The sequence below is a fragment of the Streptomyces sp. MAR4 CNX-425 genome, assembly GCF_048656465.1.
In the GTDB taxonomy this organism is placed as follows: domain Bacteria; phylum Actinomycetota; class Actinomycetes; order Streptomycetales; family Streptomycetaceae; genus Streptomyces.
The window spans coordinates 790,156-803,791 of sequence record NZ_JBMDLF010000001.1 but is presented as its reverse complement, the minus strand read 5'-3'; the positions used below and the strand labels follow the sequence as shown (position 1 = coordinate 803,791).

10 protein-coding genes are annotated in these 13,636 nt (G+C 70.7%); 7 read left to right on the top strand and 3 right to left on the bottom strand.

Translation table 11 applies throughout. The annotated features are described in order from the left end of the window. Positions 1-170 precede the first annotated feature (170 nt). From ACHZ99_RS03455 to ACHZ99_RS03445, 3 genes are all read right to left on the bottom strand, one after another. Positions 171-1,943: a ThuA domain-containing protein gene (locus ACHZ99_RS03455; RefSeq protein ID WP_420302797.1), complete on the bottom strand. Its 1,773-nt coding sequence runs from the start codon at positions 1,941-1,943 to the stop codon at positions 171-173. A gap of 23 nt (positions 1,944-1,966) precedes the next feature. Then, positions 1,967-4,828 (bottom strand): PQQ-dependent sugar dehydrogenase, encoded by a 2,862-nt coding sequence (locus tag ACHZ99_RS03450; RefSeq protein ID WP_420302796.1) that lies wholly within the window; start codon positions 4,826-4,828, stop codon positions 1,967-1,969. Positions 4,829-5,109: 281 nt separating this feature from the next. After that, complete coding sequence (locus tag ACHZ99_RS03445; protein ID WP_420302795.1) at positions 5,110-6,324, bottom strand: XylR family transcriptional regulator; 1,215 nt, start codon at positions 6,322-6,324, stop codon at positions 5,110-5,112. An 86-nt stretch (positions 6,325-6,410) separates the two neighbouring features. On the opposite strand from ACHZ99_RS03445, the gene ACHZ99_RS03440 reads away from it, so the two are divergent. From ACHZ99_RS03440 to ACHZ99_RS03410, 7 genes are read left to right on the top strand one after another with little or no spacing between them, the layout of a single operon-like run. Next, positions 6,411-7,520 carry a Gfo/Idh/MocA family protein gene (locus ACHZ99_RS03440; protein ID WP_420302794.1) on the top strand — a complete coding sequence of 370 codons (1,110 nt, stop codon included), beginning with the start codon at positions 6,411-6,413 and terminating at the stop codon, positions 7,518-7,520. After that, a complete protein-coding gene (locus tag ACHZ99_RS03435; protein WP_420302793.1) occupies positions 7,517-8,590 on the top strand; it encodes a branched-chain amino acid ABC transporter permease in 1,074 nt (357 codons plus the stop codon). The genes ACHZ99_RS03440 and ACHZ99_RS03435 overlap by 4 nt, the downstream gene beginning before the upstream one ends. Next, positions 8,587-9,660 carry a branched-chain amino acid ABC transporter permease gene (locus ACHZ99_RS03430; RefSeq protein ID WP_420302792.1) on the top strand — a complete coding sequence of 358 codons (1,074 nt, stop codon included), beginning with the start codon at positions 8,587-8,589 and terminating at the stop codon, positions 9,658-9,660. Before ACHZ99_RS03435 ends, ACHZ99_RS03430 begins: the two co-directional genes overlap by 4 nt. Next, a complete protein-coding gene (locus ACHZ99_RS03425; RefSeq protein ID WP_420302791.1) occupies positions 9,657-11,117 on the top strand; it encodes an ABC transporter substrate-binding protein in 1,461 nt (486 codons plus the stop codon). The genes ACHZ99_RS03430 and ACHZ99_RS03425 overlap by 4 nt, the downstream gene beginning before the upstream one ends. 11 nt (positions 11,118-11,128) lie before the next feature. Beyond that, positions 11,129-11,917: an ABC transporter ATP-binding protein gene (locus ACHZ99_RS03420; protein ID WP_420302790.1), complete on the top strand. Its 789-nt coding sequence runs from the start codon at positions 11,129-11,131 to the stop codon at positions 11,915-11,917. Then, positions 11,914-12,645: an ABC transporter ATP-binding protein gene (locus ACHZ99_RS03415; RefSeq protein ID WP_420302789.1), complete on the top strand. Its 732-nt coding sequence runs from the start codon at positions 11,914-11,916 to the stop codon at positions 12,643-12,645. The genes ACHZ99_RS03420 and ACHZ99_RS03415 overlap by 4 nt, the downstream gene beginning before the upstream one ends. Before the next feature lie 52 nt (positions 12,646-12,697). After that, on the top strand, positions 12,698-13,576 hold the full coding sequence (locus ACHZ99_RS03410) for a sugar phosphate isomerase/epimerase family protein (protein ID WP_420302788.1): 879 nt from the start codon (positions 12,698-12,700) through the stop codon (positions 13,574-13,576). Positions 13,577-13,636: the final 60 nt, after the last annotated feature.

Genomic DNA, 13,636 nt, shown 5'->3' with positions numbered 1-13,636 from the left:
TGTTGCCGGGTCGGTGTTCGCCGACCGGCGCCGGTCTCGCCCGCCGTGCCGTGCCTCCGGCGGCGCCGCGGGCAACCACGGCAACAGGGCCTCCCGACGCTCGGCCGGATGCACGACCCGGGCTGTCGCGAGGCCCTGTCCTCATGCCACCACCAGAAGACGACCGGTGCTCAGGGCAGGGTCCATTTCTGGTTGGGGCCGGTGTGGCAGGTCCACAGGTGGACCTTGGTGCCGTCGTTCCAGGTGGCGCCTTCGGCGTCGAGGCATTTGCCGGAGGCCGGGTTGCGTACGGTGCTGTCGGTGTGCGGCTGCCATTGCTGGGCTGTGGTGCCGTTGCACGTCCAGAGCTGGATTTTTGTTCCGTCTGCTGTGCCGGCGCCGTTGACGTCGAGGCACTTGCCGAGTGCGCGGATGGTGCCGTCGCCGGGCAGGGTCCAGTCCTGGGAGGTGGTGCCGTTGCAGGTCCACAGCTGGACCTGGGTGCCGTCGGCGGACTGGGAGTCGGCCACGTCCAGGCACTTGCCGTTCACGCCCTGCACCGCGCCGGACCGCGGACCGGGGGTCCCGCCGGTGGTCTTGACGCGGATGTTGCGGAAGGACACCTCGTCGCCGTCGCCGTGGTTCTGGATCCCGATGTGGCCCTGCTGGAGGCTGCGTTCGGGGTCGGTGTTGGTGAAGTCGTTGATCTTGGTGCCGTTGAGGAACACCTCAAGCCGTTCTCCCGTGACGCGGATCTCGAACGTGTTCCACTCGCCGGGCGGGTTGAGCGCGTCGTCGCGGGCGGCGATGTCGGCCGACTGGACGCCGTAGACGGAGCCGGTGGTCCTGTCGGGGCTGTCCGTGGCGTCGATCTGGACCTCGTAGCCCGCCGTGGTCGCCGACCACGGGTCGTCGGAGGCGGGGAAGCCGACGAAGACTCCGGAGTTGTCGTCGCCCGGCATCGTCCAGTCGAGCTTGAGGGAGTAGTCGCCGGTGAACTCCTGCCCGGAGTACCAGAGCATCCCCAGCCCGCCCTGCGAGGTGAGGGTGCCGTTGTCGAGGGTGAAGGAGCCCGGCCCCGCCTGCGACCAGCCGTCGGTGCCGCCGCCGTCGAACAGCGGCGTGTATCCGGTCTCGGTGCGGCAGTCGGCCTCGGTCATGCCCGCGGCCCAGCGGATGCCGCCGAGCACGTGACGGCGGAAGGCCGGTTCGGTGTACGACTCGTCGGTGTGGCCGCCGCCGGTGTAGAAGGCGCGGCCGCCCTCGTAGTCCTTGCACCAGGCGATCGGGTGGTCGCCGCCCATGTTTCCGCCGGAGTAGCTGGACTCGTCCAGGGAGGCCAGGACGTGGGCGGTGGCGCGCGGGTTGCTGCGGTAGTTGTACCACTCGTCGAAGCGCTGCCAGGTGGCGCCGAGGTGGGCGGTGGCGTCGTGGGCGCGGTCCTCCACCTGGACGGTCGCCGTCTGGTTGTGCGGATGCGAGTGGAACAGGGCGCCGGCCAGACCTTCGTAGAACGGCCAGTCGTATTCGGTGTCGGCGGCGGAGTGGATGCCGACGTAGCCTCCGCCGCCCTGGATGTACTGCTCGAACGCCGACTGCTGTGCGTCGTCGAGGATGTCTCCGGTGGTGGACAGGAAGACGACGGCCTCGTACTGCGCGAGGTTGTCCGTGGTGAACGCCTGGGCGTCCTCCGTCGCGTCCACGGTGAAGTTGTTCGCGCCGCCCAGGTCGCGCAGCGCGGCGATGCCGTCGTCGATGGACGAGTGGCGGAAGCCCGCGGTCTTCGAGAAGACCAGGACCTCGTAGGTCGGGTCGGCGGCCGGGGCCGCGTGTCTCTGCCCGGCGCTCCGTTCCCCGGGCGCGGGGGCCGGGGGTTGCCCGGCCGATGCCGCCGTCGGGGCTGCGGCCAGGCACAGCAGTGCGCCGGCGAGCCAGCAGACGGCTCGGTGGGAGGTGGTACGCATGGTCGTTGCGCCTCCATTCCTGCTCAGGGCAGGGTCCATTTCTGGTTGGGGCCGGTGTGGCAGGTCCACAGGTGGACCTTGGTGCCGTCGTTCCAGGTGGCGCCTTCGGCGTCGAGGCATTTGCCGGAGGCCGGGTTGCGTACGGTGCTGTCGGTGTGCGGCTGCCATTGCTGGGCTGTGGTGCCGTTGCACGTCCAGAGCTGGATCTTTGTTCCGTCGGCTGTGCCGGCGCCGTTGACGTCGAGGCACTTGCCGAGCGCGCGGACGGTGCCGTCGCCGGGCAGGGTCCAGTCCTGGGCGGCGGTGCCGTTGCAGGTCCACAGCTGGACCTGGGTGCCGTCGGCGGACTGGGAGTCGGCCACGTCCAGGCACTTGCCGTTCACGCCCTGCACCGCGCCGGACCGCGGACCGGAGGTCCCGCCGGTGGTGAAGTGGAAGTCGTCGACGTCGAAGAGTGATCCGGAGCCGCCCTTGAAGACCAGGTAGAGCGTGGTCGTACCGCCGGGCCGGTCGGTGAGCGGGGTGGTGACGTCCTGGAAGGTCTCCCAGCCGCCCGTGACGGGCACCGTCGTGGCGCCGAGCAGGGTGCCGGTGGGCGATCCCGCCCGCACCTCAAGGGTGCCGCCGGAGCCCGCCGAGGAGACCCGTGCGGTGAACGCCGAGGCGTCGTCCAGGGCGTACGGGGTGAAGGAGATCCAGTCGCCGTCGTCGATGTGGCCGACCGTCCTGCCGCCGTGCGCGGGTGCGTGGTCGACGATCTGCACTCCCGACGAGTCGCCGTAGTGTTCGCCCTGGCGGTGACTGGGCTGGCTGACGTTCTGGTCGTGGGAGCTCAGGGCGGGCTGGCCGTTCGCGCCCTCGTCGGTGTACTCGGCGTCCCAGACGCCGTAGAGGTTGGCGTTGGGGTCGTGCTCGCCGTCCGCGATGGTCTGCACCGTGCCGGAGCAGCCGGTGGCGGACGTCTGCGGGTGGCCGTGGTCGTCGTGCCCGATGATGAAGGTGACCGTCACCCGGGAGCAGTCGATGGTGCCGTCCTCCGGATCGGTCACCGTCACCTCGAACGGGACCGCCGCGCCCGGATCGACGATGCGGCCCTCGACGGGCAGGTCCAGTCGCACGGTGGGCGCGGTGTTGCCGACGGTCACCTGCACCGAGGCGGTGGCGCTGTTGCCGGTGCCGTCCGAGAGGGTGAGCGTGGCGGTGTACTGGCCGTTGGCGGTGTAGGTGTGCGTGGGGTTCGCCTCCGTCGAGGAGGTGCCGTCACCGAAGTCCCACGCGAAGCTCAGCGGGTCGCCGTCGGGGTCGGAGCTGCCCGCCGAGGAGAACGCCACGGTCAGAGGTGCCTGTCCGGAGGTGTGGTCCGCGCCCGCCTCGGGGAGGGGGGACCTGTCGCCGGTGACGTGCTCGATGCGGTACAGCGCGGAGTTCTCGTCGCCGTTGGCCCATCCGGTGCCGTAGTCGAGGACGTAGAGCGCGCCGTCCGGGCCGAAGGCCATGTCCATCACCTGAGTGCCGCTCCAGGGGAAGGCGTGGATGCCCTGGACCGTCCCGTCCCCGCCCTGCTCGATCCGCTTGATCCAGCGGCGGCCGAACTCGCCGGCGAAGAAGTCGCCGTCGTAGGACTGCGGGAACTTCACGTCCGAGGACGACGACGCGTCGTAGCGGTACACGGGGCCGCCCATCGGCGACTCCGAGCCGTTGCCGAACTCGGGTACCGAGCCGCCGTCGTACGGCAGCCACGCGGGCTGCGCCGGCGGCAGGTCGGTCAGGCCGGTGTTGCGCGGCGAGGTGTTCTTCGGTGCCGCGCAGTCGAAGGCGGCGCCGGAGGAGCCGGAGGCGAAGTCGTAGTCGACGTAGGCGTCGTTGTCGCCGGTGCAGTAGGGCCAGCCGAAGTTGCCGGCCTGCGTGATCCGGTTGAACTCGACCTGGCCGCCCGGGCCGCGGGCCGGGTCGGCGGTGCCGGCGTCGGGTCCGTAGTCGCCGACGTAGACGGTGCCCGTGGCCTTGTCGACGTTCATCCGGAAGGGGTTGCGGAAGCCCATGGCGTAGATCTCGGGACGGGTTCCGGCCGTCCCCGGCGCGAAGAGGTTGCCGTCGGGGACGGTGTACGAGCCGTCGGCCTGGACCTTGATCCGCAGGATCTTCCCGCGCAGGTCGTTGGTGTTTCCGGCGGAGCGCTGGGCGTCGTAGGCGGGGTTGCGGGAGGTGCGTTCGTCGATCGGGGTGTAGCCGTCGGAGGCGAAGGGGTTGGAGTCGTCGCCGGTGGACAGGTAGAGGTTGCCCTGGGCGTCGAAGTCGATGTCGCCGCCCACGTGGCAGCAGATGCCCCGGGTGGCGGGGACGTCGAGGATCGTCTGTTCGCTGCCGGTGACGAGGGTGCCGTCGTTGGTGAGGGTGAAGCGCGACAGCCGGTTCACGCCCTCGTACGGGGCGAAGTCCGCGTCCGATCCGTCGCCGGGGGCGTCGTCGCCCGGGGTGTCGAGCGTGGGGGCGTAGTAGAGGTAGATGTGGCGGTTGCCGGCGAACCCCGGGTCCACGCCGACGCCCTGCAAGCCCTCCTCGTCGTGGCCGTAGACGTCGACCCTGCCCGCCACCTTGGTGGTGCCGTCGGCGTCGGTGAGCCGGAGGGTGCCGTCGCGGGACGTGTGCAGCACGGAGCGGTCGGGCAGGACCGCCATCGTCATCGGCTCGCCGGTCTCCGCCACCCCCTTGGCGAGGGTGACCTGCTGGAATTCCTCTGCCAAGGGCTCGGCAGGGGCCCCGGCGGGCGCCGCGGGTGCGGACGCGGCGGCCGCGGGAAGCGAGGGGGCCGTCATGCCGGCCGCGAGGAGCACGGCGAGAGCGGCAGCCGGGACGCGGAACGGTCTGAGCGGTCTCAAGCGCACAGATGTCTCCCATGGTTGGGGGGCCGGCAGGCCGGAAGGGGCTGCCCGCCGGTGGGGAGCGAAGGGGAGCTAGGAGGCGCGCGCCGTGGTGCTGGGAACGCCGACCACGCACGGTGACCGGTTGTGACGAGGAACGTAACGGCGTTGGTCCGGGGGCGCAAGACCTTTCGCGTTGAATCTTTAGAGTTCTTCCGCAGTGAGGACAAAGACTCCCTGTCGGCGAGCACAGCGACGCGGGGCGTGTGCGGGGTCTTTGAGAAGTGATCCCGTGTCCGGGTTCGTCATCCTTCTTGACCGTCTGGCGGCAGTTGTCCCTGCTGGTCTCCCCAGAAGGTCTGCCGTGCGACGGATCCGTTCACCGACCGGCGGTACTCGCCCGGCGATTTCCCGGTGTGCTTCTTGAACACGACGCTCATGTATTCGGAATGGCTGAAGTGGAGTCGTTGCGCGATCTGCGGGAGCGTCCAGTCGGTCGCGGACAGCAGTTCGGCGACGTGCGCCACCCGGACGCGCACGATCTCGCCGTGGACCGTCCGGCCCAGGCCCTTGAGGAACCGGTGGTCGAGCGCGCGCCGGGAGAGCCCGACGTGCCGGAGGACGGCGGTGACCGCCAGATTCTGGTCCGAGCGGTCGCGGATGAACCGCAGGGCCTCGGCGACGAGGGGGTCGTCCACGGCGAGGATGTCCGAGGACTGCCGGACGACGAGCCGGGTCGGTTCGATCAGGCGCAGGCCCGGTGCGAGGGTGTGGCCCTGCATGACGCGGTCCAGGAGCTCGGCGGCGAGGTATCCCGTCCGCGTCGTGTCCGGCTCGATGCTCGACAGCGGTGGCGTGGTGAGGTTGCCGATGAGCTCGTCGTTGTCGACGCCGATGACCGCGACCGAGTCGGGCACGGCCAGCTCGGCGTTCTTGCATGCCTCCAGCACCTCCTGGCCGGCGATGTCGTAGCAGGCGAAGACGCCCACCGGCTTGGGGAGGTCGGTGAGCCACCGGGCGAGCAGCTCGCGGTCGGCGGCGCGCATCCCCGAGGGCTTCATCCGGAACTCCCGGGGTTCCGAGCCGCGTTCGCGCACGTGCCCCGCGAACCAGGCGCCGCGCTTGACGGACCAGCCGAACCGCTCGTCGCCGCAGTAGGCGAAGTGCCGCAGGCCGCGCTCCTCGAAGTGCCGGAGGGCCCAGCGCGCGATGGTGGCGTCGTCGGTCTCGACGCCGGGGAGTTCGGGTACGAGCCGGGCCGCGCTGAGGTCGACCGTGGGCAGGCCGAGCCGGCGGATGAACGCGGCGGTCTCGGCGCTCTCGATGCGGGCCAGTACGCCGTGGCCGTGCCAGTCTTCGAGCCACGAGAAGTCGGTCTCGTGGCGGCTGTGTTCCGCGAGGTAGATCGACCAGCCCGGGTGCGCTTCGACGTACTTCTTCACACCGACCAGTACGCCGCGGGCGTAAGCGTTCGAGGTTTCGACCAGCAGCGCGACGTGACGTGTCCTGCGGACGGGCATGTAAAAATTCTAAGGCAACCTGCGAGATAACGCATGGCTTGGTCTCCGTGGACGTCCGTAATCTACACGGCCATGGGAGGTCAACCATGACGCAGAAGGTACGGGTGGCGATAGCCGGCCTCGGATTCGGTGCCGAGTTCATCCCCATCTATCAGGCGCATCCCGATGCCGAGTTGGTGGCGGTCTGCCAGCGCACGGAGAACGCGCTTTCCGAGGTCGCCGATCACTTCGGTGTGACGGGCCGCTACACCAGCTTCGACGCGATGCTCAAGGACCCGGAGATCGACGCGGTCCACATCAACACCCCGATTCCGGACCACGCCGGGCAGACCGTCGCGGCCCTGCGCGCCGGGAAGCACGTCGCCTGCACGGTGCCGATGGCCACGACGCTCGACGAGTGCCGGGAGATCGTCGCGGCGGTCCGGGAGTCGGGCCGGAAGTACATGATGATGGAGACGGTTGTGTACTCCCGCGAGTTCCTGCACGTCCGCGATCTCGTGGAGAACGGCACGATCGGCCGGGTCCAGTTCCTGCGCGGCGCCCATTACCAGGAAATGGCGGGCTGGCCCGGGTACTGGGAGGGTCTGCCGCCCATGCACTACGCCACCCATGCGGTGAGTCCCGTGCTGAGTCTCGCCGGTGCGCTGGCGGAGAGTGTCGTGTGTATCGGCTCCGGCCGAATATCCGAGGACCTCGCCGGAAAGTACGGCTCGCCGTTTGCCGTGGAAAGCGCCCTCATCACCCTCCGGGAATCGCCCGTGGGTGCCGAGATAGCGCGCTCGCTTTTCGAGACGGCACACGAATACGTCGAGAGCTTCACGGTGTTCGGGGACCGGGCGAGCTTCGAATGGGAGCAGACCCAGGGCGCCGGGCACGTGCTGCACACCGGTGAGGTCCCGAAGACGATCGAGATCCCGGACTTCGCGCACCGGCTGCCGCCGGAGATCGCCCCGTTCACGACGAGCGGCGTCTACGGCGATGACAACGAGCACCTCTCGTTTGTCCAGGGCGGCGGCCACGGCGGCTCGCATCCGCACCTGGCCCACGAGTTCGTGCGGTGCATCGTCGAGGACCGCGCGTCCGCCATCGACGAGGTCACCGCGGCGAACTGGACGTCGGTGGGCATCTGCGCGCACGCGTCCGCCATGAACGGGGGAGCGCAGGTGCTGCTTCCCGACTACGCGGGACCGTCGTGAACGCGACCCTGGGGGGCGGGCCGGCGGACACCGCGGCACGCTGGCGCGCGGCCCTCCGAAGAGTTCCGCTCTGGGGCGTGGTCCTGGCCGTCACCGCCCTCGTCGCGTGGGTGGCGTTCCTCGCCGACGACACGCCGGCCGGGCCCGCGACCCAGGACCCGGGGCAGTTCCTCGTCACGGTGCTCGACGCGGTCACGTTCGCCGGGCTTCTGTTCGTCGCGGCGTCCGGCTTCACCCTGATCTTCGGGCTGATGCGCACGGTGAACATGGCGCACGGCTCGCTGTTCCTGCTGGCCGCGTACATCGCCATCCGGGTGCAGGAGTCGATGGTCGGCCGGTCCCGCAACATCGAGCCGGGACAGGTCGGCGTGCTGGACTGGGTGGTGCCGATGCTGGCCGGCGCCGGTGTCGCGGCCGTGGCCGGGCTGGTGATCCAGCAGCTCTTTCTTCAGTGGAACGAGGGCCAGGAACTGCGCCAGGCGCTGATGACGCTGGCCCTCACGGTCGTCCTGGCCGACCAGATGCTGCGTGAGTTCGGCGGGCTGGCCCAGACGATGGTCTGGCCCGGCGCGGTCACGCACTTCTTCTCCGTCCAGGGCGAGCGCTACCCCGCCACCCGGCTGTTCATCCTCGGTGTGGCCGCGCTGGTCGGCCTGCTGCTGTGGCTCTGGCTCACCAGGACGGGCACCGGGATGGTGATCCGGGCCGGTGTGGACGACCGCGAGATGGTGCGCGGGCTCGGGATCAACATCAAGCTGGTCTTCGCGGTCACCTTCTTCGTCGGCTCGTTCCTGGCCGGCGTGGGCGGCGTGCTCGGCGCCTCGTTCGCCGGGGCCGCGCCCGGCACCGACGGCAACTGGCTGCTGAACTCCCTCGTCGTCGTCATCATCGGCGGCCTCGGTTCGCTCCGGGGCGCCGCGGCGGGATCGCTGCTGTACGGCACGGTCGTCGCGTTCTCGCCCGCGTACCTGCCGAGCGAGTACTCCTACTACGCGATCATCATGACCTTCGTCCTGCTGGCGCTGGTCCTGGCGGTCCGCCCCTACGGCCTGTTCGGGAGGCCGGCATGACGGCGCGGGACCTGCTGACCCGGAGCAACCTGACCGGTACCGCCGTGGTCGTCCTCCTGCTGGTGCTGCCGAGTCTGGCGACCTCGTACTTCGTCAACTTCGTCATGACGCAGACGTTCGTCCTCGGCCTGGCGGCGGCGACCATCGTGTTCCTCGCCAAGTACGGGGGGATGACCTCCCTCGCCCAGTTCCTGCTGTTCGGCGTCGCCGGCTTCATGTTCGGCAACGCGGCCCAGGAGACCGGGGCCCGCGGGCTGAACCTCGGCTGGAGTCCCTGGGCGGCGGTCGTCTTCGCCCTGGTGATCACCACCGCGGCCGCGTTCGTCCTCGGCGCACTCGCCAGCCGCTCCACCGGCCTCTACTTCCTGATGCTCACGATGGTCTACGCCGTCATCGGCTACTACGTGTTCGCCCAGATCGTCGAGATCTCCGGGCCCGGCGGCCTGACCAGCATCCAGCGGCCGGACCTCCTCGGTCCGCCGGTGCGACTGTACTACGCGGGCCTCGGGCTCTCGGTGCTGGCGTACCTGGGCTTCCGGGCGGTCGGGCGTACCGCGTTCGGTCTGGCACTGCAAGGAGTCCGCGACGATCCGGTCCGGATGGCGTCGCTGGGGTTCAACGTGCCGCTGCACCGGGCGCTGGCCTTCACCCTGGCCGGCTTCACGGCCGGGGCGGCGGGCCTGCTGAACGTGTGGTGGAACGGCCAGATCGACCCCGCGTCGATCGCGATCGGCCCCACCCTGATCCTGCTGATCATCGCGGTGATCGGCGGCATCTCGTCCTTCGAGGGCGCCTGGCTGGGTGCCTTCGTCTACGTACTGATCTTCACCTACCTGCGCGACCTGCCGCTGATCGACCGGATCGGCATCACCGAGGCGCGGTTCAACACCGTGATCGGGGTGATCGTCCTGGTGATCATGATGCTCTCGCCCGAGGGCCTGACGGGGATCGCCCGGCGGCTGCGCGACCGCCTCCGCCCGCCCGCCCGGACCGGGGGGCCGGCTCCGTCCACCGGACAACCGCTGCCCGTTCGCACGACCGAGAAGGAACTGGGAGTCACACGACCATGAGCAGACTCAGCCGCCAGGCGGCACTGACACTATCCACGGCGGCGAGCCTGGCACTGCTGGCCGCGGGTTGCAGCGGAGACGGCGGCTCCTCCGGGCTGCCCGCCGACGAGGGGTCCGGGAACTTCTCCGCGAAGGGCGACGGCGTCCGGCTGGGGATCCTGGGCCAGTGCGAGGGCCCGTTCGGCGGATTCCACGAGGACGTGGTCGCCGGTGCGACGCTCGCGTTCGCCCGGTACGCCGGTGCGCAGTCGAACTCGACCACCTCCGCCCTCGACGGCTTCAAGGATGCGGAGGTCGCGGGCACCCCCATCGAACTCGTCGGCATCGGCTGCGGCGACGACACCGCCGACCGCATCCTCCAGGAGGTGCGCCGCCTGGTGGAGAAGCAGGGCGCCAACGTCATCATCGGCCCGCTCTCCGGCGACGAGGGCATCGCCATCGCCGAGTACGCGAAGAGCAAGCCCGACCTCACCGTGTTCGCGGGCATCTCCGGCTCGCAGGAGCAGACCTTGCAGGTCCAGGCGCCCAACTACTTCCGGTTTTACGGCGACGGCGCGATCTGGAACGCCGGCCTCGGCGACCTGCTGCACAACGAGAAGGGCTGGGACAAGGTCGCGGTCATCGCCGACGACTACAGCTTCGGCCACACCTCTGCGGCCGGCTTCGTCGCCGACTTCTGCGGCGTCGGCGGCGAGGTCACCCACCGGGTGTTCCCGCCCCTGGGCACCACCGACTACTCCTCCTACATCGCGCAGCTGCCGGACCCCGACGAGGTGGACGGCTACTTCTGGGCCGTGGGCGGCACCGGCACGCAGGCCGCGCTGGAGGCGTTCGTCAACGCCAAGGGCGACCTGACCGGCGACCAGCACGCGGGCAACTTCTTCTTCAACCCGGACCTCGCCCAGGCGCTCGGCACCGACATCGCCGGCGCGCACATCGGCGGCTTCGCCACCCTGCCGGGCGACATCCAGACCCCGGAGATCAAGGAGTACCTGGCCGCCGCCGACGAGACCTGGGAGACCATCCCCGGATCGCTGAGCGGCAACGAGCCCGCCCCGCCGTCGACCGCCGCCGCCTTCGGGTTCTTCTACGGGTACTACACGGCCGGCGTGGCGCTGATCGAGGCGCTCCAGACGGTGGACGGCGACATCTCCGACGTCAAGGCGTTCCACAAGGCCATCTCCGGTCTCACTCTCGACCTGCCGCACGGCGACATCAGCCTGGACGAGAACCGCAGCGGCGTCGTCGATGTCGGGCTCTCCCGCCTCGCCGTCGACGACTCCGGCGAGGTCGTCCAGGAGAGCGTGGCCATCGTCCCCGGCGTCGACCAGACCTTCGGCGGCACGTTCAGCCCGGAGACCCCGTCCCCCGGCCGGGACTTCCCCAAGTGCGAGAAGCGGGACCTGCCCTGGGAGGGCAAGGCCATCCCGGTCGTCGACGGCGTCCCGCAGCGATAGGAGATCCGGTCATGGCCCACCCCAGTACGGCGCCGTCCGAGCCGGCCGGCCGGGCGCCCGTCGTCCAGGTCAGCTCGGTCACGGTGGCGTTCGGCGGCCTGCTCGCCCTGCGCGGAATCGACCTCGCCATCGCGCGGGGCGAGCGGCTGGCGATCCTCGGGCCCAACGGCGCCGGAAAGACCACGCTGTTCAACGTGATCGCCGGCGACGTCACCCCCACCGGCGGGTCCGTCGTCATCAAGGGCGTCGAGTGCGTCCACCGGCCGTCGCGCTACCGGCCGCGCCTCGGCGTCGCCCGGACGTACCAGAAGGCGCGGGCCCTGGCCGGACTCACCGTGCGCGAGAACATCTACCTCGCGCTCGCCGGGCTGCGGGGCCGGCACCGGGCGCTGTGGCGCACGGCCGCCGACCGGCGGATGGGCGGTGAGGCCGCCGCCGTGGCGGACCGGGTGTGGCTGTCCGGGCAGCTCGACGCCGCGGCGGGGGAGCTGTCCCACGGGCAGCAGCGCCAGCTGGAGCTCGGCATGGCGATCGCCACGGAGCCGGACGTGATGCTGCTCGACGAACCGGCGTCCGGCCTGTCGCGCGGTGAGCGCGAGCGGCTCGTCGAGCTGCTGGAGTCGTTCCGCGGGGAGCTGACGCTGCTGCTCATCGAGCATGACATGGACGTGGCATTCCGCATCGCCCAGCGGGTGGTGGTGATGGCCGACGGCGAGCAGGTCACGGCCGGCACCCCGGACGAGGTCCGCGGCGATCCCCGGGTCCACCGGATCTACCTCGGTACGGAGGTGGCGGCGTGAAGGACGCACCGCTGCTGGAGGTACGCGGGCTGCGCGCCGGCTACGGCGCCTCCGTCGTCCTGGAGGACCTCGACTTCAGCATGGGCGCCGAGGCGGTCGGGATCGTCGGCCGCAACGGCATGGGCAAGACCACGCTCTGCGACACGCTCGTCGGGTTCCTCCCGCCGGCGGGCGGCGAGATCCGGCTGCGCGGGCAGCGGCTCGACGGCCGGACGCCGGAGAAGGTCGCGGGCGCCGGCATCGCCTACGTCCCGCAGGGCCGGCGGCTGTTCCCGTCGCTCACCGTCGACGAGCACCTGGCCATGCTGGCCCGCAGGGCGCGCGCCAAGCGGTGGACGCCCGAGGCGGTGTACGAGCTGTTCCCGCGGCTGGCCGAGCGCAAGAAGCACGGCGGGGCCGCGCTCTCCGGCGGCGAGCAGCAGATGCTCGCCGTCGGGCGGGCCCTGCTGCTCAACGCGCACCTGATCGTCATGGACGAGCCGTCCGAGGGGCTGGCCCCGACCATCGTCGACGTTCTCGTCGACGTCGTGCACCGCCTGGTCGCGGAGGGGGTGGCCGTGCTCGTCGTCGAGCAGAACCTGCGCGCCGCGGTCCGGATGGCGAAGCGCCAGCTCGTCATGGTGTCCGGCCGGCTGGAGGCGGAGTTCGCCGGCGACGAACTGATCGGCCGGCCGGACTTGCAGAGCCGGTACCTCGGCGTGGGCGGCACCGGCCGGGCGCTGACGTAAGACGTCCGGCCCGCGCCGCGCGGTGGACGAAGGAAACGCGAGGGGAGAACCAATGGAGGCGACGAGGACGTTCGGGGTCAACACCTGGGTGTGGACCTCGCCCCTGACCGACGGCCGGCTGGCCGAGCTGGCGCCCCGTATCCGGGAGTGGGGCTTCGACGTGGTTGAACTCCCGGTGGAGAACATCGGCGACTGGGACCCCGCCCGGACGGCGAAGCTGCTCGACTCGCTCGGCCTGTCGGCCACCGTCGTGGTCGCCATGGGGCCGGGACGCGAGTTGGTGGCGGCCGACCGGGCGACGGTGACCCGCACCCAGTACTTCCTGCGGCAGGCGGCCGACGTGGCGGCCGCGGTGTCCTCGCCGGTGGTCGCGGGGCCGGTCTACGCGTCCGTGGGACGTACCTGGCGGATGACCGGCGAGGAGCGCCGCAGCTGCTACGAGCAGCTGCGGGAAAACCTCGCTCCCGTGGTGGAGCACGCGCGGGGCGCCGGCCTCACCGTCGCGGTCGAACCCCTCAACCGCTACGAGACGAGCGTGGTCAACACCGTCGGCCAGACGCTCGACGCGCTTGACGGCCTGCCGCCCGAAGGCTGTGGGGTCGCCCTGGACGTCTACCACATGAACATCGAAGAGAAGGACGTCCCGGCGGCCGTCCGGCAGGCCGGGGACCGGATCGCGCACGTCCAGGTCTGCGGGAACGACCGCGGCGCCCCGGGCGCGGACCACCTCGACTGGCCGGGCATCCTCGCCGCCCTCGACGACACCGGATACGGCGGGCCGCTGGTGATCGAGTCGTTCACCGGGGACAACGAGACGATCGCGACGGCCGCCTCGATCTGGCGGCCCCTGGCACCGAGCCAGGACGCGATCGCCGCCGACGGGCTGTCCTTCCTCACCGGGGTGTCCCCCGGGCCCCACCGTACCCCCTGATTTCCGAAATCCCATCCGCAACGACGCACGGAGAGGGCAATGCGACAACGCCATAGATAC

Bases quoted from the DNA above. Each gene is read 5' to 3' on its own strand.
- ACHZ99_RS03445 (WP_420302795.1), bottom strand. From the start codon at position 6,324: ATGCCCGTCCGCAGGACACGTCACGTCGCGCTGCTGGTCGAAACCTCG.
- ACHZ99_RS03440 (WP_420302794.1), top strand. From the start codon at position 6,411: ATGACGCAGAAGGTACGGGTGGCGATAGCCGGCCTCGGATTCGGTGCC.
- ACHZ99_RS03420 (WP_420302790.1), top strand. From the start codon at position 11,129: ATGGCCCACCCCAGTACGGCGCCGTCCGAGCCGGCCGGCCGGGCGCCC.
- ACHZ99_RS03455 (WP_420302797.1), bottom strand. From the start codon at position 1,943: ATGCGTACCACCTCCCACCGAGCCGTCTGCTGGCTCGCCGGCGCACTG.
- ACHZ99_RS03425 (WP_420302791.1), top strand. From the start codon at position 9,657: ATGAGCAGACTCAGCCGCCAGGCGGCACTGACACTATCCACGGCGGCG.
- ACHZ99_RS03410 (WP_420302788.1), top strand. From the start codon at position 12,698: ATGGAGGCGACGAGGACGTTCGGGGTCAACACCTGGGTGTGGACCTCG.
- ACHZ99_RS03430 (WP_420302792.1), top strand. From the start codon at position 8,587: ATGACGGCGCGGGACCTGCTGACCCGGAGCAACCTGACCGGTACCGCC.